We start from the raw sequence: 22,476 nt of genomic DNA, 5'->3' as shown, positions 1-22,476 counted from the left end.
GGTGGCCTTTCTGCATTCCGACGCTGCCGCATTCCGGCGACTGGACACCCACGTTAGCGGTCGCTAACATCGAGGCGGAGGTTAACGACCGCTAACTTCGAGGGAGCCCATGGACACGCCGGCACTGGGGACTTCGGCTGCCCCGGACAGCGAGGCCTACGCCCGCAACGCCACATCCCACGCGGAGCTGGTCGAGGACCTCCGCAAACGTTTGTCCGCCGCCCGTCTCGGCGGCCCGGAGAAGTCGCGCACGCGGCACGTCGAACGCGGCAAGCTGCTGCCGCGCGACCGCGTCGACACGCTGCTGGACCCGGGCTCACCGTTCCTGGAGCTCTCGCCGCTGGCCGCGAACGGACTGTACGACGACGAGGCACCCTCCGCGGGCATCATCACCGGGATCGGGCGCGTGTCCGGCCGCGAGTGCGTGGTCGTCGCCAACGACGCCACCGTCAAGGGCGGCACGTACTACCCGATGACGGTGAAGAAGCACCTGCGCGCCCAGGAGGTCGCGCTGCACAACAACCTGCCGTGCGTCTACCTGGTGGACTCCGGCGGCGCGTTCCTGCCCAGGCAGGACGAAGTCTTCCCGGATCGTGAACACTTCGGCCGGATCTTCTACAACCAGGCGACGATGTCCGCGCGCGGCATCCCGCAGATCGCCGCCGTGCTCGGGTCCTGCACCGCCGGCGGCGCGTACGTCCCGGCGATGAGCGACGAAGCCGTGATCGTCCGGAACCAGGGCACGATCTTCCTCGGCGGCCCGCCGCTGGTGAAGGCCGCGACCGGCGAGGTCGTCACGGCGGAGGAGCTCGGCGGCGGCGACGTCCACTCGCGCCAGTCCGGCGTCACCGACCACCTGGCCGACGACGACGCGCACGCGCTGCGGATCGTCCGGCAGATCGTCTCGACGCTCGGGCCGCGCACGCCGCGCCCGTGGGACGTGCTGCCGACCGAAGCTCCGGCGGTCGACCCCGCGGAGCTGTACGGCGTGGTGCCGACCGACCCGCGCACCCCTTACGACGTAAGGGAGGTGATCGCGCGGATCGTCGACGGCAGCCGCTTCGGCGAGTTCAAGAAGGAGTACGGCGCCACGCTGGTCACCGGCTTCGCGCGGATCCACGGCCACCCGGTCGGCATTGTCGCGAACAACGGCGTGCTGTTCGCCGAGTCCGCGATGAAGGGCGCGCACTTCATCGAGCTGTGCGACAAGCGCTCGATCCCGCTGCTGTTCCTGCAGAACATCACCGGCTTCATGGTCGGGCGCGCGTACGAGGCCGGCGGCATCGCGAAGCACGGCGCGAAGATGGTCACCGCGGTGGCCTGCGCGCGGGTGCCGAAGTTAACGGTCGTTATCGGCGGCTCGTTCGGCGCCGGCAACTACTCGATGTGCGGCCGGGCGTACTCGCCGCGCTTCCTGTGGATGTGGCCGAACGCGCGGATCTCGGTGATGGGCGGCGAACAGGCGGCGTCGGTGCTCTCGACCGTCCGCCGCGATTCGATCGAAGCCCGCGGCGGCGAATGGTCCGCCGAGGACGAAGAGGCGTTCAAGGACCCGATCCGCGAACAGTACGAGGCGCAGGGCAGCCCGTACTACTCGACGGCGCGGCTGTGGGACGACGGCGTGATCGACCCGGCGGACACCCGCACGGTGCTCGGTCTCGCGCTCTCGACCGCGGCCAACGCGCCCCTGTCCGATGTCAACTACGGCGTCTTCCGGATGTGATGATGTTCGACTCAGTACTGGTCGCGAACCGCGGCGAGATCGCGGTCCGGGTCATCCGCACGCTGCGGGCGCTCGGCATCCGCGCGGTCGCGGTGTACAGCGACGCGGACGCCGAAGCCCGGCACGTCCGCGAGGCGGACACCGCCATCCGCATCGGTCCCGCCGAAGCTGCGAAGAGCTACCTGTCCATTCCGGCCATCGTGGACGCTGCCGTTTCGTCGGGCGCGCAGGCCGTGCACCCGGGTTACGGCTTCCTGGCGGAGAACGCCGAGTTCGCGCGCGCCTGCGAGGCCGCCGGGCTCGTGTTCATCGGCCCGCCGGTCGCCGCGATCGACGCCATGGGCGACAAGATCCGCGCCAAGGCGACGGTGTCGAAGGCCGGCGTCCCGGTCGTGCCCGGCGCGTCCGACGTGGACATTCCCGAAGGCGGCTTCGCCGAAGCCGCCGCGAAGGTCGGCTACCCGCTGCTGCTCAAGCCATCCGCCGGCGGTGGCGGCAAGGGCATGCGGCTCGTGCACGCGCCCGAGGAGCTGGACGCCGCGATCGAGTCGGCGCGGCGCGAGGCCAAGGGGTCGTTCGGGGACGACACGCTGCTGATGGAGCGGTTCGTCACGACGCCGCGGCACATCGAGATCCAGGTCATGGCCGACAAGCACGGCAACGTCATCCACCTCGGCGAGCGCGAGTGCAGCCTGCAGCGGCGGCACCAGAAGATCATCGAGGAAGCGCCGTCCGTGCTGCTGGACGAGGCGACTCGCGAAAAGATGGGCTCGGCGGCCGCCGAAGCCGCGCGCTCGGTCGGGTACGTCGGCGCCGGCACCGTCGAGTTCATCATGTCCGCGAAGAACCCCGACGAGTTCTTCTTCATGGAGATGAACACGCGCCTGCAGGTCGAGCACCCGGTCACCGAGCTGGTCACCGGCCTCGACCTCGTCGAGTGGCAGGTCCGGGTCGCGGCGGGGGAACACCTTTCCCTCGCGCAGGAAGACCTCGTCCTCAATGGACACGCGGTCGAGGCGCGCGTGTACGCCGAGGACCCGGCGCGAGGGTTCATCCCGACCGGCGGGACCGTGCTGGCGGTGCACGAGCCGGCCGGCGACGGCGTCCGCGTCGACTCGTGGATGACGCGCGGCGCGGTCATCGGCTCGAACTACGACCCGATGCTGGCCAAAGTCATCGCCTGGGGCCCGGACCGCGCGGCCGCGCTGCACCGGCTCGACCGCGCGCTGGCCGACACGGCGCTGCTGGGCGTCGGCACCAACACGGCGTTCCTGCGCGGGCTGCTGGCCGACGACGACGTCCGCGCGGGCCGGCTCGACACCGAGCTGGTCGACCGGCGGCTGTCCGAATTGGTCTCGTCGGACGTGCCGGCGGAGTTCTTCGTCGCGGCCGCGCTGGACCGGTTCCTGGAACTGCAGCCGTCGGGGTCCGTTGTGGACCCGTGGGACGTGCCGGACGGCTGGCGGATGGGCGGCTCCGGTGGCGTCGTGTTCCGGCTGAAGTCCGGCGCGGCGCGCGCCGTGGTCCGGGTGCAGGGCACACCGGCCGCCGCTGTTGTCCAGGTCGACGACGTCGAGCCAGCCGAGGTCTCGGCGCGGCGTGACGGCGATGTCCTGGAGATCCGGCACGCCGGCGGGTTCGACCACTACCGGCAGGCCTGCGGTCCCGATCGGACGGTCTGGCTCGCCCGTGACGGACTGAGCTTTCCCTTCGGGGAGCAGGAATTCGTGCTCTCGTCTCGCGGCGAGGCCGCCGGGGCCGGGCCGGTCACCAGCCCGATGCCGGGCACGGTGCTCGTCGTGAAGGTCGCCGCCGGCGACGTCGTGAAGGCCGGCACGCCGTTGCTGGTCGTCGAAGCGATGAAGATGGAGCACACGGTCACCGCGCCGATCGACGGCGTCGTCAGCGAACTCCCCGTCCGGGCCGGCCAGCAGGTCGCGCTGGACGAAACCCTTGCCGTAGTGACGCCCCAAGAGGAGCAGCAGTGATCGACTTCCGCCTGGACGAGGAGTACGAGGCCCTCCGCAAGACCGTCGAGGACTTCGCGCACGCCGAGGTCGCGCCGGTGATCGGCGAGCTGTACGACAAGGAAGAGTTCCCGTACGCCATCGTCGCGAAGATGGCGGAGATGGGCTTGTTCGGCCTGCCGTTCCCCGAGGAGTTCGGCGGCATGGGTGGCGACTACTTCGCGCTGTGCCTGGCGCTGGAGGAGCTCGCGCGGGTCGACTCGTCGGTCGCGATCACCCTGGAGGCCGGCGTTTCGCTCGGCGCGATGCCGATCTTCCGCTTCGGATCCCAGGAGCAGAAGGAAAAGTGGCTGCCTTCGCTGTGCGAGGGCACCGCGCTGGGCGGCTTCGGCCTGACCGAGCCGGGCGGCGGCTCGGACGCGGGCGCGACCCGCACGCGCGCCACTTTGGACGGTGACGAGTGGGTGATCAACGGCAGCAAGGCGTTCATCACGAACTCGGGCACGGACATCACGCGCCTGGTCACGGTCACGGCGGTGACGGACGTGATGGAGAACGGCCGCAAGGAGATCTCGGCGATCATCGTCCCGTCCGGAACGCCGGGCTTCGAGGTGGCGCCCAAGTACTCCAAGGTCGGCTGGAACTGCTCGGACACGCACGAGCTGTCCTTTTCGGACGTCCGCGTGCCGGCGGACAACCTGGTCGGCGTCCGGGGTCGCGGCTACGCCCAGTTCCTGTCCATCCTGGACGAAGGCCGCGTCGCGATCGCCGCGCTGTCGGTGGGTCTGGCGCAGGGCTGCGTCGACGAATGCCTGCAGTACGTGAAGGACCGCGTCGCGTTCGGCAAGCGGATCGGTGAGTACCAGGCGATCCAGTTCAAGATCGCCGACATGGAGGTCCGCACGCACACCGCGCGCCTGGCGTACTACCAGGCGGCGTCGAAGATGCTGCGCGGCGAGCCGTTCAAGAAGGAAGCGTCGATCGCCAAGCTGGTGGCGTCCAACGCGGCGATGGACAACGCCCGCGACGCGACGCAGATCTTCGGCGGCTACGGGTTCATGAACGAGTTCCCGGTGAGCCGCTTCTACCGCGACGCGAAGATCCTGGAGATCGGCGAGGGCACGAGCGAGGTCCAGAAGATGCTGATCTCGCGCCACCTCGGCGTCGCCTGACGACGTAAGGGGGGCACCTCCCGCGGGAGGTGCCCCCCTTACGATTACTTCGGCTGCTGTTCCTTCTTGTCTTCCTCGGCCCACGCGGCTTCCGCCTGCATCTGGATGTCGGTCAGGCCGCGGTCGACCTGCACGATGTCCTTGCCGCCCCAGCCCACGAAGTTCTTCGAGCTCTTGGCGTCGGACAACGCCTTCAGCATCGGGTAGTAGTCCGGGTGCTTGGCCTTCAGCCAGTCGTCGACGAACTTCATCTTCTTGTAGCTGTCGCCGAACTTCGTCTTCAGCCAGTCTTCGTGCTTCTTGATCACCGAAACGTCGTGGTCGCTCAGGTGCGACTTCGGCGGCGTCGGCTTGGGCGGCTCCGGCGGCTTCGGCAGCGGCCGCGAGAAGTTCGGCGTGGTGCCGTCGCCCGGCGGCCGGGTGCTGGGAGTACCGCCCGCGGGCGCGGGCGGCCCGTCGTGGGTGACCGCCGTGCCCGGCGGGGGCAGCGGCCGCGAGAAGTTGGGTGTCGTGCCGTCGCCCGGAGGCCGGGTGCTGGGCGTCGCGCCGCCGGTGGTGGGCGGGCCGTCGTGTGTGACGGCGGTGCCCGGCGGCTTCGGCAGCGGCCGCGAGAAGTTCGGCACCCCGCCGCCGTGCGGCGGCAGGTTGCTCAGCTCGTGGCCCGCGCTCGACGAGGAGCCCGGCTTGCCCTTGACCAGCTTCGACAGCCCGGTGAGCCGGGCCAGCGTGCGGCCGGCGTAGGCGACGACCTTGGCGAGCTTCGCCATCATCGCCGCGACCTGCACCGAGACGGTCGCGACGCACTTGGTCACCCCGACGGCGATCGACGCGCCGAAGGTGGGGATGGCGAGCGCCAGTGCGATCAGCATCGTGGAGATGATGTCGCCGAGGATCGTCGTGATGATGTCGCGCAGCAGCGAGCGGACCGCGCCGATCAGCGCCCCGGTGGTCTCGACCATGTAGCCGGCGACGTCGGCCGCCTTGGCGTTCGCGTCGATCCAGCCCTTCCGGTCGTTGATCGACTTGAGGAAGCTGTCGTAGCCCTTGCCCTGCCACTGGGTGATCGTCGACTTGAGGGTGTCGTCCAGCGAGGTACCGGTGTTGCGCAGGGACTCGCCGATCTTGTGCAGCTCGTTGGCGACCTTCGTGACTTCCGCGGGGTTGCCCGCCACCTGGTCGAGCGGCCACTTCAGGAACGAGACGTGCTCGATCAGCCAGCCCAGCCCCGCCGCGATCAGCTTCGCCAGCGGGTCCATGGCGAACGCGACGGTGTCGAGCACGGCGCTGATGACGTTGACGCCCAGCTCCACGCTGACGGCCGCGAGGTCGCCGCCGTGCTCGGTCTGGACCTTGCCGATCGAGTCGCCGACCTGCTTCCAGCTGTCGAAGACGCCGGCGCCGGTCGTGGAGTTCGATGCCGTGATGGGAACGGTCACTTGCCCAGCTCCGTCTCGAAGGTGCTCAAACCCTTGGCGGTGTTCGAGTCGTGGGTCGCGTACGTTTCGGCGGCCTTCTTGACGTCGTCGGCCGACTTGCCGATGTCCCCGACCAGCTTGTTGATCTCCCCGGTGATCACGCCCATCGTGATCCGCGAGGGCACGGCGAGGACCTGGGCGAGCAGGATGCCGAACGCGGCGTTGTCGAAGCCGTTGGCGGCCTGCATCCGGTTCGCGGCTTCCTGCACCGCCGGTTGCGTGGTGCCCGACAGGAACTGGCTGAACTTCTGCAGCTCGGCCGGGTCGACCGAGAAACCTTCTCCGGAAACCACTGGTTTCTCCTCCTGCTACCAGGGATTGCTCTCGCCGTCGTCCTCGTCCGGCGCGGGCCGGGGACGTCGGCGCGGCTGGTCACGCTGCGGCTGGGGCGGGGCCGGCGGCGGGTGGTGCGGCGGCGGGTGGTGCGGCGGCGGGTGGTGCGGTGGCGCGGGCGGCCGCGGCGGGCGGTCGTCGGCCTCCTGCTCCGGCATGAACACGTCGCTCTTGTCCGGGGGCGGCCCTTCGTCCGTCTCGGGGGCCGGCAGGAACTCGTCGAGCAGTTCACGGGCGGCCGAGTTCTCGCCGACCATGCCGCCGAACGCGTCGGCGACCTGGGCCGAGACCTTCTGCTGCGCGCGTCCGATCAGCTGCATCACCAAGCCGGACAAGGCCTGCGGCGGGCGTTCGTACGCGCGGGGGCCGAACCGGAGGTCCTGCAGCACGCCGCTGGGACCGACGGTCACCGAGACCGCCCCGTCCGGCGACTGCACGCTGGCGGTGGCGGATCGGAGCGCTTCCTCGGCTGCTGCGGCTTTTGCCCGGATTTCTTCGAGTTCGACGCTGAACGCGGCCAACGGATCGCCCGGGGGCACTGACTGAGTCAATTCGTCCTCGTCGCGAGAGAGGTGGGGAACGGAGAAAGTCAATCAGCGCTCTTTGAAGCTCGGATGACGCAAAGCGAGCCACCGGTTGAACGCGACGTGGATCGCCGAAGTCGGCCCGCGCGTACGCGCGGTGCGGTAAACAAGGGCATGGACAACACCGTCATCCGATCGGGTGACTCTGGGGACGTCGACACGTTGCTGAGCTTCTTCGACGAAGCTGTCGAATGGCTCGTCGCGCGCGGCAGCTCGAAGCAGTGGGGGACCGAGCCGTGGAGCCGCGTGCCGAAGCGCGTCGAACGCGTCAAGGGCATGGCCGCGGACCCGGGTCTGCGCATCGCGGTCGTCGACGGCGAGCCGGCCGGCGCGCTGATCGTCTCCGAGGAGCACGACCCGCATGTGCCGCCGGTCAACGAGCGTGAACTGTACGTCCGGCTGCTGATCACGTCCCGGCGGTTCACCGGGCGGCGCGTCGGCGGGCGGCTGATCGAGTACGCGCTCGACGAGGCGCGGCGGCGCGGCATCGACCTCGTGCGCGTCGACTGCTGGGCCGGTGGCGACGGCGCCTTACAACGTTATTACGAGAGCCAGGGCTTCAAGCCGACCGTGCAGTTCCACGTCGACGAGTGGGTCGGGCAGGTCCTCGAGCAACGCGTGGGGTAGCGCGATCGCGAGCCAGGGGTGACACTGTTGACGCGTTGCCAACAGACGAAGGAGTCGCCATGGCCGAGGAGCTCGCGGGCAAGGTCGTCGTCATCACCGGCGGCGGGCAGGGGATCGGCGCGGCGACCGCGTCCGCACTGTCCCGGCTGGGCGCGAAGGTGGTGATCGGCGACCTCGACCAGGTCCGGGCCGAGAAGACCGCAGGCGAGCTCGACGCCGAAGCGCTCCCGCTGGACGTCACCGACATCGCCGGTTTCACCGAGTTCCTCGACGAGGTCGAACGCCGGCACGGCCGCATCGACGTGCTGATCAACAACGCCGGGATCATGCCGCTGGCCCACCTCGAAGAGGAGAGCGACGCGACGACCCGGCGTCAGCTGGAGATCAACCTGCACGCCGTCATCCACGGGACGCGCGAGGCCATGAAGCGGATGCGGCCGCGGCGGTCCGGGCACATCGTCAACGTCGCTTCCTTCGCGGGCAAAGCGGGTTTCCCCGGCGCGGCGACGTACTGCGCGACCAAGCACGCGGTCGTCGGGCTGTCGGAAGCGGTGCACCTGGAGTTGCACGGTTCCGGCGTGCACGTTTCGTGCGTGATGCCGGCGATCGTGCGGACGGAGCTCGCGAGCGGCCTCGGCGAGGCGAAGCTGTTCAAGTCTTCGCGGCCGGAAGATGTGGCCGACGCCATCGTATCCACGCTGCGCAAGCCTCGTTTCGACGTCTACGTGCCCCGGTCCGTGGGAACTATGGGCAAGCTCACCCGGCTGCTCCCGCGGCGGTTCGGCGAAGGGCTCGCCCGTGCGTTGAAGGCGGACCAGCTTCTGGCTTCAGCGGCCCATTCCCCGGCCCGCGCGGAGTACGAGGCGCGCGCGGCGGAAAGCGCGCCAGGAGCCGGTGCGGAGTAACTCGGACGGCCTAGCGACTGTCCGATTTGGACGTGGACGGTGTTGAGTCCACCGGCCTGACCGGGCAAGATTGACCGGAAGTGCCCGGGGACGTCGCAGGAGGCTCGAGGAAATGGTTTCACCGCCCGCACGGCTGGCCGCCGCGGCGTCGAACGTGGTCGGCAAGGTGCTGCACGGCGGCGTCGCCGACCTGCGGCCGATGCCGCGGGTGCTGATCGACCAGGGTCCCAATCGCTCGGTGTACCGGATGACGCACAGCAGCCGCCCGGTGTCCGGGCCGCCGATCCTGCTGGTGCCGCCGCTGGCCGCGCCGGCGATCTGCTTCGATCTGCGCCGCGGCTGCAGCCTCATCGAGCACCTGGTCGAGCGCGGCCGCAACGCCTACCTCGTCGACTACGGCATGGTGGCGTTCTCCGACCGCCGCCTGGGCATCGAGCACTGGATCGACGAGGTGCTGCCGCGAGCGATCCGGCGCGTGAGTGCGGACGCGGGTGGCCAGGACGTCCACCTGGTGTCGTGGTCGCTGGGCGGGATCTTCTCGCTGCTGGTGAACGCCGACCAGCCGGACCTGCCGATCGCGTCGATCACGGCGATCGGTTCCCCGGTGGACTTCACGGCGATCCCGATCGTGGCGCCGTTCCGCCCGCTGGTGGACCTCACGAACGGCCACCTGCTGACGCCGATCTACCGCGCGTTCGGCGGGGCACCGTCCTATTTGGTCAGCCGCGTGTTCCGCGCGACGGGCATCAGCAAGGAGATCACGAAGCCGATCGCGATCCTGTCGCACCTCGACGACCGCGACTACCTCGCGCAGATCGAGGCCGTCGACCACTTCATGAGCAACATGTACGCCTACCCCGGGCGGACGTTCGGCCAGCTGTACCACCGGTTGTTCCGCACGAACGACCTCGCGGAGGGCAAGGTCGACCTGAACGGGCGGATCATTTCGCTGTCGTCGGTCCGCGTCCCGACGCTGGTGGTGGCGGGCGAGAACGACACGATCGCGCCGCGCCCGTCGGTGGAGCGGGTGGTGGAGCTGTTGGACAAGGCCCCGGAGGTCCGCTTCAAGACGGCGCCGGGTGGGCACCTGGGCGTGCTGACGGGGCGAAAGGCCCGCGGGACGACGTGGCGCTACCTGGACGAGTTCCTCGACGACCAGATCTCAGCCGACTAGGTCGATCTCGAACGCTGTAGCGGACGTCGGCCCACACCGCGCCGGGCACGTCGTAACGCCGGTGCGACGTCAGCTTCGGGTCGTGGCCCGGCAGTTGCGCGGGTTGTGGCCGACGCCCGTGCGGTCCGAGCCCCACGCGTAGATGTTCGACACCCACATCGGCCGCGCGAAGCCGTCCCCGCCCAGCCGGGGCCGGGCCACGATCGCGCCACCGGGACTGCCGGACAGGAAGACGCGGACGATGTTCTCCCCAGCGTCCGCGTCGGTGTCGGGAGCGTCGCGAGCGGCGATCCGGGTGGCAAGGGCTTCGCGTGGCTGGTGAACGATGAAGTCGGTCACGATCGGCCTCCCTGACCCGCGAGGGTGCCGGAGGCCGATCGCGAGTGACCTACTTCAGCTCAGCCGACGTCTTCCCGAGGATCCGCCTCGCGACGATTAGCTGCTGAATCTGCTGCGTCCCCTCAAAAATGTCGAGGATCTTGGCGTCCCGAGCCCACTTTTCGAGCAAAGACTCTTCCCCGTAAGCCCCGGTGAGTTCGACGCACTTGAGCGCGATCTCCACCACCGAGCGCCCCGCCTTGGCTTTCGCCATCGACGCCTGCAGCGAGTTCGGCTTGCGGTTGTCCGCCATCCACGCGGATTCCAACGTCAGCAAGTACGCCGACTCGTAGTCCGCTTCCAGACGCAGGAACTCCGCCGCCGCCGCGTGCTGCGAGTTCGCCGGACGGTCGTAGTCGATCGAAACGCCGGCTTCGGTGAGAATGCGACGCGTCTCCTCCAGCGCCGCCCGCGCGACGCCGATCGCCATCGCCGCCACCAGGGGACGCGTGTTGTCGAACGTCTGCATGACGCCCGCGAAACCCTTGGCCGTATCGATCTCCGGCGTGCCGAGGAGGTTTTCCTTGGGCACCCGGCAGTTTTCGAAGCGCAGCACCGCCGTGTCCGAAGCGCGGATGCCGAGCTTGTGCTCGACGCGCACCACCTCGAAGCCCGGCGTGCCCTTCTCCACTACGAACGACTTGATCGCCGCGCGGCCCTTGGACTTGTCCAGGGTCGCCCACACGACCACCGCGTCCGCGCGCTCGCCCGACGTCACGAAGATCTTCTCGCCGTTCAGCACGTAGTGGTCGCCGTCGAGGCGGGCCGTTGTGCTGACCGCCGCGGAGTCCGAGCCGAAGGACGGCTCGGTGATCGCCATCGCCGCCCACATTCCGGAGAAGCGCTCGAGCTGCTCGTCCGTCGCGACCGAGCCGATCGCCGCGTTGCCGAGGCCCTGGCGCGGCATCGACAGCAGCAGGCCGACGTCGCCCCAGCACATCTCGATCGTGCCGAGGACGACGTTCAGGTTGGCGCCGTTGCGGTTGCCCTTCTCCTTGTCGTCGGAGCCGCCGGACCGCCGCACGCCCGCCGCGCCCGCGCCGCCCTCGCCGGAGGAGTTGAGCCCGTCCAGCAGCGCCGCGAACATGTCCAGCTCGCTCGGGTAGGTGTGCTCCGCGCGGTCGTACTTGCGCGAGATCGGCCGGAACACCTCGGCCGCGGCCTGGTACGCCTGGTTGATCAGGGCGCCGGCCTTCTTGGGAGCTTCCAGGTTGATCATGAGTCAAAGCCCTTTCTAAAGAAGGACGGCGCCTTCCATGACGCCGATGGCGCGCAGGTCGCGGTACCAGCGCTCGACCGGGTGCTCCTTGACGAAGCCGTGCCCGCCGAGCAGCTGCACGCCCGCGCTGCCGATCTGCATGCCCTTGTCCGTGGCGAGCTTCCGGGCCAGCGCGACCTCCCGCGCGTAGGACTTGCCCTGCTCGGCGCGCGCCGCCGCGCGCAGCGTCACCAGGCGCAGGCCCTCCAGCTCGATCGCGATGTCCGCGACGGAGAACGCCACGGCCTGCCGGTGGCTGATCGGCTCGCCGAACGCCACCCGCTCGTTGACGTAGGGGACGACGTAGTCGAGGACGGCCTTCGCGGTGCCGGCGGCGAGCGCCGCCCAGCCCAGCCGCGAAAGCCGGACGAGGTCGGTGAAGACGTCGAGCTTGCCGCCGCCGAGCAGCGCGCCCGCGGGCAGGTTCACGTGCTCCAGGTGCAGCTTGCCGGTCGCGGCGCCGCGCAGGCCCATGGCCGGTTCGGCCTCGATGGTCACGCCGGCGGTCGACGACTCGACGAGGAACAGCGCCGGGCCGCGGCCTTCGAGGTCGGCCGAGACGATGAACAGCTCGGCCTGCGCCGCGCGCGGGACCAGCGACTTCACGCCGTCGAGCTGGTAGCCCTTCGGGGTGCGGCGGGCCTTCGTCGCGGGCTTGAACGGGTCGTAGAGCGCCTTCTGCTCCTGCAGCGCCAGCGCCGCGGCGGGGACGTTCTCGCCGACGAACGCGGGCAGGTAGTCGGCCTGCTGCTGCTCGTCGCCCCAGCTGACCAGCGCGGTGCTGACCGCGGACGGCGCGAGGACGGCAACGGCCAGGCCGAGGTCGCCGTGCGCAAGCGCTTCCGCGACGAGCGCGTTGGTGACGACCGAGCGTTCGGTGCCGACGCCGCCGAGCTCCTCGGGGATGCCGACCAGGCTGATGCCCAGCTCGGCGGCCCTGGTCAGCAGCCCTTCGGGCGCCTCGAGCTTGGCGTCGGCGTCCGCGGCGGCCGGGCGCAGCTGCTCGGCGGCGAACTCGGTGACCGTCTCGACGATGAGCTGCTGGTCCTCGCTCGGCGTGAGGTCGAACAGCCCCGTGTCGGCGGACGGCGCGAGCCGGGCGGGCTTGCCCAGCTTCTGCACCGACTTGAACGACCGGGTCGCCGCGCCGGCGACGCGGAAGCCGTTGCGCGTTCCCGCCGTGACCAGGCCTTCGATGGGCTTGCGCAGCCCCGCCCGATCGACGACCTTGCTCCCGGCCAGCCGGGTCAGCGCGGAAAGGCCCCAGCCCATCGCGTCCCGTTTCCTTGGCGCAGCCATGTGGCCCTCCATCCGTTACCTACTCGCCAGTAGGTTAACCGGTGGGCGGGGATCGCGCCAGTGTGGGCTCACTTACGAGTGGGCGGTGTGCACCTTTCTGCGCCAGTCCGCGAACCGAAGTCGCTCGAAAGTGATGAGCCCGAGCACGACCGCGGCGGCGATCAGCAGCAACGCCGCGGCGGGCACGTGCTCCAGCAGCGGCGTCGCGGCGACCAGCAGCACGCCGACGACCAGCCGCTGGACGTTCCAGCTGCCGAGGTTGCGCTTGCGCAGGGCACTCAGCGCGATCAGGTAGACCGCGAGCCCGCCGGTCAGCGCCCAGATCGGGACGCCGTGCAGCGCCTCGTCCGGCGAATGGTGTCCAGTGTCGGCAATGTATACAAAGGCCTTCTTCAGGCCGAGCGCGACGAGCACGATGCCGGCGATCAGCGGCAGGTGCAGGAACGTGTAGGTGTCGGTGGCGAGCTTGGTGCGCTCGACGCCGGTCGCCCGGGCCAGCCGGTGCTCGGAGACGCGCGCGACGACGTCGAAGTACGTCCACCACATCCCGGCGGCCAGCGCGAGCCCGCAGACGGCCGCCCCGGTGACCAGCCACGACATCGGCAGCGGCCCGATCCCGATGCCGATCGCGACGATCGACTCACCCAGCGCGATGATCACGATGAGCCCGAACCGCTCGGCGAAGTGCGCGGGCGAGTTCAGTCGCCAGCCGTCAGGGCCGGCGAGGTAGACGTTGAGGTAGTCGGCCAGCAGCGCGATGACCCACAGCCCCAGCTGCCACGGCCCGCTCAGCGCGGTGCTCACCGCGAGCAGCCCGACGGACGGCAGCAGCCCGACGAACATCCGCAGCAGAACGTGCCGCAACCCGGGGTCGTGTCGTGCCGCGCCCAGGTACGCGACGAGGTGCAGCAGCCGCACGAGCGCGTAGCAGACGACGAAGAGCACGGGCGCGAACAAGCCACCGGGCCGGTCGACGAAGGCCTCGGGAATGGTGAGCGACACGAGGAACATCACGGTCATGGCCCCGAACATGGCCAGCCGGGCCACCCCGTGGTCGACGTGGATGGTGGTCCCGAGCCAGGCGTATGAGCACCAGCACCACCACAGGACGGCGAGCATGACGAGCCCCTGCCCGACCCCGGCGGGGCTCAGGTGGTCGGCCATCAGCTGGGTGGTCTGGGTGATCGCGTAGACGAAGACCAGGTCGAAGAAGAGCTCGATGGTGGAGACACGGTGGTCCTCATCCGCGGTCACCAGGTGCAGTCGTCTCGTGGGCACGCCGAATTATGGACGAAACAAGGACAAGGAGGACCGGTTTCCCGGTAACGCCCTGCGCGAACATGGCCGAGGGTGCATGGGTCTGGGACAATGAGCGACGGGACGGGGAGGTGTGGCGTGGATTCGCTTTCGGCTGCGCACCACAGGACGATCATGGCCGTCGACATCGCCGGTTACAACAACCCGAGCCGCACTCTGGCCCATCTGCGCGAGGTTCACGAGGGGTTTTGGTCGGTTCTCAAAGGCAGCTTCGCCGAGACTGGCATCCCGTGGGACGTCTGCTTCGTGGAGAACACCGGCGACGGCGCGATGATCCTGCTGCCGCCGGAAATCGCGAAAGCGGACCTCGTTGCGCAGCTGCCTGAGCGCCTGCACGCCGAACTGCGCCGTTACAACGTGGTGCATTCCGAGGCGGCGCAGATCCAGCTGCGGGTCGCCTTGAACGCCGGCGAAGTGCAGTGGGGCGGCCAAGGTGCCGTCGGCAAGGCCATCAGTGCCACGTTCCGCATCCTCGACGCCTCGGCGGCGAAAGCCGCGCAGAAGGCCACCGGCGCGGACCTGGTGCTGCTGGCGTCCGTCATGTTCTACGACGACGTCGTGGCCCAAGACCCGGCCGCCGCACCCGGCGAGTACGCGCGGATCCCGGTGTCGGTCAAGGAAACCCGCACGATCGCGTGGCTGCGCCTCATGGGTGCTTCGGAAGTCGGCCGCGTGGCGGCCCCCGATTCTGCTCCCGACTTCACCGCGCTGATCGAAGCGCTGATGGACGTCCCGTGGGTGCGCAACAGCGACAGTCGAAGGCTGCTGCTGGAAATGTTTCCTCGCAAGGAAATCACCTCGCAGGTCTCCTACTACCCGCAGGACCGGCTGCACGTGATCGCGCTGGCGAAGACGTGCCTTCGTTTCGAAGGTGGCCTGCAGTGCCTGCTCGACGCGGTTGTGACGATCGATCCTCATTCTCCGGAAGTCACGCGGCTGGCCGAGCTGATCGCGCGGTGGCCGGAGGGCCGCTGACCCGGATTCAGGCGATGCCGAGCACCGTGTGCAGCAACGCCGTCAGCTCCGCCTCGAAGTGTGGCCGCGCTGCCAGGCGACGGGTTCGGGCCAGGTCGTTAGCGATCGTTAACGCCGCGTGGACCGTGATCTTCGCTTCCCGCGCCGGCAACTCGGGACGCACCGCTGACAACAGCGTCACCCACTGGGCCACGTAGTCCCGCTGGACTCGCAGCAGGTCCGCCTTGTCGCGGTCCGGCATCGTCACGCGGTCCGCCGAGAACGACACCAGCAGCTCCGGCGTGTGCAGAATCGTGTGCACATACGAAGCCGCCAGGCGGCGCAGTGCGGACACTTCGTCCGGCGCCTGCAGTGCGCGCTCCGCGGCCAACGCCAGCCTGTCTGCCGCGCGGTGTCCGATTGCGACCATCAGGGCCGCCTTGCTCGGGAAGTGGCGGTACACGCTCGGACCCGCTATGCCCGCCGCCGCTCCGATGTCCTCCATGCTCACGTCGTGGAAGCCTCGCTGGGCGAACAGCGTCGTCGCCTCCGCCAGGACCTGCTCGCGGCGCGACGGCGTGCGCAGGCTCACGCCCGGCGCGGAAGGCGGTGAAGACGGCGCCGGGAGTGTGGCGTTCAGCACATCCAGGGCCAGCTCGACCAGCAGTGCGGCGAAGCGTCGGCGCGCCACGGACGTGTGGTGGACGGACACGCTGCCGAACACCGACAACGCCGCCCAGCAGAGCAGCTCCGCGTCCTCGGCCAGCAAGTCCGGACGCTGAGCCAGCAGCGCCTTCGACCAGGTCGCCAGCGCCAGCGTCGACCGGCGGGCGATCTCGCGCTGGTCTCCCTTCGGGAGGTGACGTCCCTCCCAGCGCCACAGCGCCGCGATCTCGCGTCGCTCGACAGCCTGCGTCGCAAGGCGTCCGAGGAGGGATTGGAGCTGGTCAGAAGCAGGATCTGAGTCCGACAGCGCCTCCGCTGTCGCTGCCTCGAGGTCCTCGAAGCCGTTTAGTACAACGTAAGACAAGATCGCCTGCTTGTCCGCGAAGTGCCGGTACAGCGCCGGCCCGGTGACGCCCGCCGCGTCCGCAATGTCCTTGATGCCGACGCCGGGGAAGCCGCGGGCGCGGAACAGCTCCGCCGCCACCGCGGCCAGCTGGGCCTTGCGGTCGCGCGGTCGCGTGCTGCGCTCAACGTCGGTCATGGTGAGTGAACGATAGCGGCTAACGGCACACCTGCAACCCATTGACACCATGGGGTTATCCGGCGATATGTTAATGGCCATTAGCCCTACTGGTCGGTATCATCGGCCACGGTACGAAGACGTCCCACACGCTCGCGAGGAGTTGTTCTGTGAGTAGCGAGGCCTACATCTACGAGGCGATCCGCACGCCTCGCGGCAAGAACAAGGGCGGTGCCCTGCACGGCACCAAGCCGGTCGACCTGGTGGTCGGCCTGATCGAAGAGCTCAAGGTCCGCCACCCGAACCTCGACCCGAAGGCGATCGACGACATCGTGCTCGGCGTCGTCTCGCCGGTCGGCGAGCAGGGCGCCGTCATCGCGCGCACCGCCGCGCTGAACGCCGGCCTGCCCGAGACCGTCGCGGGCGTGCAGCTCAACCGCTTCTGCGCCTCCGGCCTGGAAGCCACCAACACCGCCGCGCAGAAGGTCCGCTCCGGCTGGGACAACCTGATCATCGCCGGCGGCGTCGAGTCGATGTCGCGCGTGCCGATGGGCTCCGACGGCGGCGCGCTGTTCATGGACCCGACCACGGCGTACGACAACTACATCGTCCCGCAGGGCACCGGCGCCGACCTGATCGCGACGATCGAGGGCTTCTCCCGCGAGGACGTCGACCGCTGGGCCGTCCGCTCGCAGGACCGCGCCGAGGCGGCCTGGTCCGGCGGCTACTTCGCCAAGTCCGTCGTGCCGGTCAAGGACATCAACGGCGTCACGGTCCTGGACCACGACGAGCACCGCCGTCCCGGCTCCACCGTCGAGGGCCTCGGCAAGCTCAAGCCCGCCTTCGCCGGCATCGGCGAGCTGGGCGGCTTCGACGCCGTGGCGCTGCAGAAGTACCACTCGGTCGAGAAGATCAACCACGTCCACACCGGCGGCAACTCCTCCGGCATCGTCGACGGCGCCGCGCTGGTGCTCGTCGGCTCCGAGCAGGTCGGCAAGACCTTCGGGCTGACCCCGCGCGCCCGGATCGTGGCGACGGCGTCGATCGGCTCCGAGCCGACGATCATGCTCACCGGTCCCACCCCGGCCACCGAGAAGGTCCTGAAGACCGCGGGTCTCAAGCCCGAGGACATCGACCTGTGGGAGCTCAACGAGGCGTTCGCCTCCGTCGTGCTCAAGTGGATCAAGGACCTGCACCTCGACGAGGACAAGGTCAACGTCAACGGCGGCGCGATCGCCATGGGCCACCCGCTCGGCGCCACCGGCGCGATGCTGGTCGGCACCGTGGTCGACGAGCTGGAACGCCGCCAGGCGCGCCGCGCCCTGGTGACCCTGTGCATCGGCGGCGGCATGGGCGTCGCGACCATCATCGAGCGGGTGTGAGGAAAGAAATGGCCGAGAGCAAGACCATCCGCTGGGAGCAGGACGAAGACGGCATCGTCACGCTGACCCTGGACGACCCGAACCAGTCGGCGAACACGATGAACGCCGCCTTCCGCGAGTCGCTCGGCGTCACGGTCGACCGCCTCGAGGCGGAGAAGGACAACATCACCGGCGTCGTCATCACGTCCGCCAAGAAGACGTTCTTCGCCGGTGGCGACCTGAACGACCTCATCCAGGCCAAGCCGGAGAACGCGGTCGAGCTGACCGAGGGCAGCACCCTGATGAAGGGGCAGATGCGCCGCATCGAGCAGCTCGGCAAGCCGGTCGTCGCGGCGATCAACGGCGCCGCGCTCGGCGGTGGCCTGGAGATCGCGCTGGCGACGCACCACCGCATCGCCGCCGACGTCAAGGGCAGCCAGATCGGCCTGCCCGAGGTGACGCTGGGCCTGCTGCCCGGCGGTGGCGGTGTCGTGCGCACTGTCCGATTGCTGGGCATCCAGAGCGCGCTGCTGAACGTCCTGCTGCAGGGCCAGCGGCACCGTCCCGCCAAGGCGCTCGAGCTCGGCCTCGTGCACGAGCTCGTCGGCACGGTCGAGGAGCTCGTCCCCGCCGCGAAGGCGTGGATCAAGGCGAACCCCGAAGGCGGCGTCCAGCCGTGGGACGTCAAGGGCTACAAGATCCCCGGCGGCACCCCGTCCAACCCGAGCTTCGCGGCCAACCTGCCGGCATTCCCGGCGAACCTGCGCAAGCAGATCAAGGGCGCGAACATGCCGGCGCCGCGGGCGATCCTGGCCGCCGCGATCGAGGGCGCGCAGGTCGACTTCGACACCGCGATCACGATCGAGACGCGCTACTTCATCCACCTCGCCACCGGCCAGGTCTCGAAGAACATGACGAAGGCGTTCTTCTTCGACCTGCAGACGATCAACTCGGGCGGCTCGCGTCCGGACGGCTTCGAGAAGTACACGGCCAAGAAGGTCGGCGTGCTCGGCGCGGGCATGATGGGCGCCGCGATCGCGTACGTGTCGGCGAAGGCCGGCATCGACGTCGTCCTCAAGGACGTCTCGCTCGAGGTGGCCGAGAAGGGCAAGGGCTACGCGGAGAAGCTCGAGCAGAAGGCCCTCTCGCGCGGCAAGACCACGCAGGAGAAGTCGGACGCGCTGCTGGCGAAGATCAAGCCGACCGGTGACCCGGCCGACTTCGCGGGCGTCGACTTCGTCATCGAGGCCGTCTTCGAGAGCGTCGAGCTGAAGCACAAGGTGTTCGGCGAGATCGAGAGCGTCGTCAACGCCGACGCGGTCCTGGGTTCCAACACCTCGACGCTGCCGATCACTACGCTCGCCGAGGGCGTGCAGCGGACCGAGGACTTCATCGGGATCCACTTCTTCTCGCCGGTGGACAAGATGCCGCTGGTCGAGATCATCTGCGGCGAGAAGACATCCCCGGCGACGCTCGCGAAGGTCTTCGACTACACGCTGCAGATCAAGAAGACCCCGATCGTCGTCAACGACAGCCGCGGCTTCTTCACCTCGCGCGTGATCGGCACGTTCATCAACGAGGCCGTCGCCGCGCTGGGCGAGGGTGTCGAGCCGGCGTCGATCGAGCAGGCGGGTTCGCAGGCCGGCTACCCGGCGCCGCCGCTGCAGCTGATGGACGAGCTGACGCTGACCTTACCGCGTAAGATCCGCAAGGAGACCCGCGAAGCGATCGAGGCCGCGGGCGGCACGTGGAAGGCGCACGCGTCGGAAGGCGTCATCGACCGGATGGTCGAGGAGTTCGACCGCAAGGGCCGCTCGACGGGCGCGGGCTTCTACGAGTACGGCGAGGACGGCAAGCGGACCGGGCTGTGGCCGGGGCTGCGCGACGCGTTCAAGTCCGGCTCGGCGGAGGTGCCGTTCGAGGACCTCAAGGAGCGGATGCTGTTCGCCGAGGCGCTCGAGACGGTGAAGTGCTTCGACGAAGGCGTGCTGACGTCGGTGGCGGACGCCAACATCGGCTCGATCTTCGGCATCGGCTTCCCGGCGTGGACCGGTGGCGTCATCCAGTACATCAACCAGTACGACGGTGGCCTGCAGGGCTTCGTCGACCGGGCGCGTGAGCTCGCGGCCCGGTACGGCGACCACTTCGAGCCGCCGCAGTCGCTGGTGGACAAGGCCGCCAAGGGCGAGATCTACGAATAAGCATTAACTCCGTGAAGGCCACCTCGAGTTTCGCGAGGTGGCCTTCACGGCGTTCAGAGCGTGACCGCCACCTCGGCGTGGCTGACGTGGTCGTCCCACCGGCTCAGCGCTCGTCGCGCGCCTTCACGCAGATGCTCCGCCCACTTCGGTCTTGTAGTGCCGCCGGTAGTCGTCGGCCGTCGCGGCGGGCGCCCAGCCGCGCCAGGTACGTGCGATCATGCTCGGTTCCCCAATCCGTCGAGGCGCTCGACGGTACGCGCGGTGTCCGAGCGGAAGCTGTGCCCGAGTTCCGCGCCCAGGCCGAAGTAGTGGCGGAAGTTGTAGATCAGCGGGCTCCACATCGACGGGTCGACGTGCTCGGTGTCCGGAACCACCACGCGCGGGTCCGTGTGCACGGCGAGAACTGCGGCCTCGACGATCAGGAACTGTCCGGAGGTGTCCGATTGCACTGTCAGCGATCGAGCCTCCAGTCGCAGCGGACATTCCGCGATCGCGCGGCGGACGAACAAGCCGTGACGGTTCCGGCGTCAGACCTACGTCGTAACAAACGCTCCCGGGCCAGCGACTAGGCGGCATTGGTTGGTGTTGCTAAGGAGTCGTCGTGGGAAAGAAACGGGGGTGGATCCTGGCCGCAGGCCTGCTGGTCGCGGGCTGTGGCGTCGGTTCGGTGCCGGCAAAGGATCCGGGCGGTGTCGGAGTTCTGGATGCACCGTCGACGTCGTATACAACGCCTTCGTACTCCGCTCCGAGCACGACGGATACGCCCACCGCCACGTCCGACGCCCCCGTGGCCACGACTGTGCCGACGCAGGCGCAAGCCGTCGCGCCGAAGACGACCGTGGCCAAGCCCAAAGCGGCGCCGAAGACCACCACGCAGGCGGCGCCGCAGCCGGCCGAGTGCGGTGCCGACTCCTACCGGAACTCGGACGGCAACTGCGTCCACCGGCCCAGCGACAACCCGTCCGGCGCCACGGCCCTCTGCAAGGACGGCACCTACAGCTACAGCCAGCACCGCTCCGGCACCTGCTCCGGCCACGGCGGTGTCCGCACCTGGCTGTGACGAATCACCAATCGGACCGAAAGCGGCCACCCGGTAGGTACAGTGCATCAAGTTGCATGATGCGTACTAACTACACACCGGGGGTGTGCTGGTGTCCCGTCCCGGGCGGTCCGATCGCGCGATCGTCGTGGTGCTCGCCTCGTGCGGGCTGGTCGCGTCGTTCATGCAGACGCTGGTCGTGCCGCTCATCCCGGTGTTCCCGCGGCTGCTGAACGCTTCGGCGGCCGACGCGTCGTGGGTCGTCACCGTGACGCTGCTGGCCGCGTCCGTCATTACGCCGGTCAGCGGACGGCTCGGCGATCTCTACGGCAAGCGCCGGATGATCCTCGTCAGCCTCGCGTTGCTCATCGCCGGCTCGGTGGTGTCCGCGACGACGAGCGCGCTCGCGTTCCAGATCCTCGGGCGCGGGCTGCAGGGCTGCGCGATGGGCGTCATCCCGCTCGGCATCAGCATCATGCGCGACGAGCTCCCGGCCGAACGCGTCGGCGGCGCGATCTCGCTGATGAGCGCGACGCTCGGCGTGGGCGGCGCGATCGGGTTGCCGGTCGCGGCGATCGTCGCCGAGAACGCCGACTGGCACGTGCTGTTCTGGATGGCCGCCGGTCTCGGGCTCTTCTTCGCGCTGCTGATCATGCGGTTCGTGCCGGAGTCGCCGCTGCGCACCCCCGCGCCGTTCGACTACTTCGGCGCGTTCGGGCTGGCCGCCGGCCTGGTCTGCCTGCTGTTGCCGGTGGTCAAGGGCGCGACGTGGGGCTGGACCAGCACGCCGACGCTGGGGTTCGCCGCGGCGGCCGTCGTCATCCTGATCACTTGGGGCGCCTACCAACTGCGCCGGCGCGACCCGCTCGTCGACCTGCGCGTGTCCGCGCGCCGGCCGGTGCTGTTCACGAACCTGGCGTCGATCATGGTCGGGTTCTCGATGTACGCGATGGCGTTGTCCTTCCCGCAGCTGCTGCAGGCGTCCGCGTCGACCGGCTACGGGCTGGGCCGGACGATGGTCGAGTCCGGTCTGGCCCTCGCCCCGAACGGCCTGGTGATGATGCTGCTCTCGCCGGTGTCGGCCCGGCTCATCGCCCGGTTCGGCCCGCGTCCGACGCTGATGTGCGGCGCGCTGGTGATCGCCCTCGGGTACGTGTTCGCGATCGCGCTGATGGACAACACGGCCGAGCTGATCACGGCTTCGGTACTCATCGGCGCCGGTGTCGGCATTGCATACGCAGCGATGCCCGCGCTGATCATGGGCTCGGTACCGGTCACCGAAACGGCGTCCGCGAACGGCCTGAACTCCCTGATGCGCTCGGTCGGCACGGCGGTTTCGAGCGCCGTGATGGCGGCGATGCTGGCCCAGCTGACGATCACCGTCGGCGGGCTGACGGTGCCGTCCCTGTCCGGCTTCCGGGCGACGTTCGCCGTGGCCGCCTGCGCCGCGCTTGCCGGCGTGCTGCTGGCGGGACTGGTCCCGAAGACGCGAGTGGCGCCGGAACTCGTCGGTGTCGGCTAGT

The 22,476-nt window shown here is 69.3% G+C and carries 20 protein-coding genes; 11 read left to right on the top strand and 9 right to left on the bottom strand.

Annotation, left to right across the window (positions count from 1 at the left end):
- The first annotated feature begins 109 nt into the window (after window positions 1-109).
- Genes ACZ7OH_RS03575 through ACZ7OH_RS03565 form a run of 3 tightly spaced genes read left to right on the top strand, consistent with a single transcriptional unit; the run spans window position 110 to window position 4,862 of the window.
- Window positions 110-1,723: a carboxyl transferase domain-containing protein gene (locus ACZ7OH_RS03575; RefSeq protein ID WP_470279402.1), complete on the top strand. Its 1,614-nt coding sequence runs from the start codon at window positions 110-112 to the stop codon at window positions 1,721-1,723.
- A 2-nt stretch (window positions 1,724-1,725) separates the two neighbouring features.
- Window positions 1,726-3,711, top strand: a complete 1,986-nt coding sequence (locus tag ACZ7OH_RS03570) for an acetyl/propionyl/methylcrotonyl-CoA carboxylase subunit alpha (protein WP_470279401.1) — start codon at window positions 1,726-1,728, stop codon at window positions 3,709-3,711.
- A complete protein-coding gene (locus ACZ7OH_RS03565; protein ID WP_470279400.1) occupies window positions 3,708-4,862 on the top strand; it encodes an acyl-CoA dehydrogenase family protein in 1,155 nt (384 codons plus the stop codon). The genes ACZ7OH_RS03570 and ACZ7OH_RS03565 overlap by 4 nt, the downstream gene beginning before the upstream one ends.
- A gap of 44 nt (window positions 4,863-4,906) precedes the next feature.
- On the opposite strand, the gene ACZ7OH_RS03560 is transcribed toward ACZ7OH_RS03565, so the two are convergent.
- From ACZ7OH_RS03560 to ACZ7OH_RS03550, 3 genes are read right to left on the bottom strand one after another with little or no spacing between them, the layout of a single operon-like run.
- Window positions 4,907-6,298, bottom strand: a complete 1,392-nt coding sequence (locus ACZ7OH_RS03560) for a hypothetical protein (RefSeq protein WP_470279399.1) — start codon at window positions 6,296-6,298, stop codon at window positions 4,907-4,909.
- The gene (locus ACZ7OH_RS03555) at window positions 6,295-6,630 is read right to left on the bottom strand and encodes a hypothetical protein (protein ID WP_400894421.1); all 336 of its coding nucleotides are present in this window, start codon (window positions 6,628-6,630) and stop codon (window positions 6,295-6,297) included. The genes ACZ7OH_RS03560 and ACZ7OH_RS03555 overlap by 4 nt, the downstream gene beginning before the upstream one ends.
- Window positions 6,631-6,645: 15 nt before the next feature.
- The gene (locus ACZ7OH_RS03550; RefSeq protein WP_470279398.1) at window positions 6,646-7,209 is read right to left on the bottom strand and encodes a YbaB/EbfC family nucleoid-associated protein; all 564 of its coding nucleotides are present in this window, start codon (window positions 7,207-7,209) and stop codon (window positions 6,646-6,648) included.
- Window positions 7,210-7,368: 159 nt separating this feature from the next.
- Between ACZ7OH_RS03550 and ACZ7OH_RS03545 the strand changes: the two genes are divergently transcribed.
- The 3 genes from ACZ7OH_RS03545 (at window position 7,369) to ACZ7OH_RS03535 (ending at window position 9,960) form a co-directional block, all read left to right on the top strand.
- On the top strand, window positions 7,369-7,881 hold the full coding sequence (locus ACZ7OH_RS03545; protein WP_470279397.1) for a GNAT family N-acetyltransferase: 513 nt from the start codon (window positions 7,369-7,371) through the stop codon (window positions 7,879-7,881).
- A gap of 59 nt (window positions 7,882-7,940) precedes the next feature.
- A complete protein-coding gene (locus ACZ7OH_RS03540; RefSeq protein WP_400894415.1) occupies window positions 7,941-8,786 on the top strand; it encodes an SDR family oxidoreductase in 846 nt (281 codons plus the stop codon).
- Between the two features lie 112 nt (window positions 8,787-8,898).
- Complete coding sequence (locus ACZ7OH_RS03535) at window positions 8,899-9,960, top strand: alpha/beta fold hydrolase (RefSeq protein WP_400894413.1); 1,062 nt, start codon at window positions 8,899-8,901, stop codon at window positions 9,958-9,960.
- Window positions 9,961-10,029: 69 nt separating this feature from the next.
- Here the strand turns inward: ACZ7OH_RS03535 and ACZ7OH_RS03530 are convergent, their stop codons facing one another.
- From ACZ7OH_RS03530 to ACZ7OH_RS03515, 4 genes are all read right to left on the bottom strand, one after another.
- Window positions 10,030-10,299, bottom strand: a complete 270-nt coding sequence (locus ACZ7OH_RS03530) for a hypothetical protein (protein ID WP_470279396.1) — start codon at window positions 10,297-10,299, stop codon at window positions 10,030-10,032.
- A 49-nt stretch (window positions 10,300-10,348) separates the two neighbouring features.
- The gene (locus ACZ7OH_RS03525) at window positions 10,349-11,557 is read right to left on the bottom strand and encodes an acyl-CoA dehydrogenase family protein (protein ID WP_470279395.1); all 1,209 of its coding nucleotides are present in this window, start codon (window positions 11,555-11,557) and stop codon (window positions 10,349-10,351) included.
- Between the two features lie 15 nt (window positions 11,558-11,572).
- Window positions 11,573-12,868, bottom strand: a complete 1,296-nt coding sequence (locus ACZ7OH_RS03520) for an acyl-CoA dehydrogenase family protein (RefSeq protein ID WP_400897452.1) — start codon at window positions 12,866-12,868, stop codon at window positions 11,573-11,575.
- 99 nt (window positions 12,869-12,967) lie between these two features.
- Entirely contained in the window at window positions 12,968-14,173 is a 1,206-nt protein-coding gene (locus tag ACZ7OH_RS03515; protein ID WP_470279394.1) for a low temperature requirement protein A, read from the bottom strand.
- Between the two features lie 153 nt (window positions 14,174-14,326).
- Between ACZ7OH_RS03515 and ACZ7OH_RS03510 the strand changes: the two genes are divergently transcribed.
- On the top strand, window positions 14,327-15,187 hold the full coding sequence (locus tag ACZ7OH_RS03510) for an effector-associated domain 2-containing protein (protein WP_470279393.1): 861 nt from the start codon (window positions 14,327-14,329) through the stop codon (window positions 15,185-15,187).
- 7 nt (window positions 15,188-15,194) lie between these two features.
- Here ACZ7OH_RS03510 and ACZ7OH_RS03505 read toward each other — a convergent pair whose 3' ends face one another.
- Window positions 15,195-16,373 carry a TetR/AcrR family transcriptional regulator gene (locus ACZ7OH_RS03505; RefSeq protein ID WP_470279392.1) on the bottom strand — a complete coding sequence of 393 codons (1,179 nt, stop codon included), beginning with the start codon at window positions 16,371-16,373 and terminating at the stop codon, window positions 15,195-15,197.
- 149 nt (window positions 16,374-16,522) lie between these two features.
- Here ACZ7OH_RS03505 and ACZ7OH_RS03500 point away from each other — a divergent pair, with 149 nt between their 5' ends.
- Window positions 16,523-17,734 carry an acetyl-CoA C-acetyltransferase gene (locus ACZ7OH_RS03500; protein ID WP_470279391.1) on the top strand — a complete coding sequence of 404 codons (1,212 nt, stop codon included), beginning with the start codon at window positions 16,523-16,525 and terminating at the stop codon, window positions 17,732-17,734.
- 8 nt (window positions 17,735-17,742) lie between these two features.
- Complete coding sequence (locus ACZ7OH_RS03495) at window positions 17,743-19,914, top strand: 3-hydroxyacyl-CoA dehydrogenase NAD-binding domain-containing protein (RefSeq protein ID WP_470279390.1); 2,172 nt, start codon at window positions 17,743-17,745, stop codon at window positions 19,912-19,914.
- A 215-nt stretch (window positions 19,915-20,129) separates the two neighbouring features.
- On the opposite strand, the gene ACZ7OH_RS03490 is transcribed toward ACZ7OH_RS03495, so the two are convergent.
- A complete protein-coding gene (locus ACZ7OH_RS03490; protein ID WP_470279389.1) occupies window positions 20,130-20,363 on the bottom strand; it encodes a hypothetical protein in 234 nt (77 codons plus the stop codon).
- Window positions 20,364-20,701: 338 nt separating this feature from the next.
- Here ACZ7OH_RS03490 and ACZ7OH_RS03485 point away from each other — a divergent pair, with 338 nt between their 5' ends.
- Together ACZ7OH_RS03485 and ACZ7OH_RS03480 are read left to right on the top strand one after the other, a co-directional pair.
- Window positions 20,702-20,974, top strand: a complete 273-nt coding sequence (locus tag ACZ7OH_RS03485) for a DUF3761 domain-containing protein (protein ID WP_470279388.1) — start codon at window positions 20,702-20,704, stop codon at window positions 20,972-20,974.
- Window positions 20,975-21,059: 85 nt separating this feature from the next.
- A complete protein-coding gene (locus ACZ7OH_RS03480) occupies window positions 21,060-22,475 on the top strand; it encodes an MFS transporter (protein WP_470279387.1) in 1,416 nt (471 codons plus the stop codon).
- Window position 22,476: the final 1 nt, after the last annotated feature.

Source organism: Amycolatopsis sp. NPDC114478 (assembly GCF_055633805.1).
This window is presented reverse-complemented; position numbering and strand designations above follow the sequence as displayed.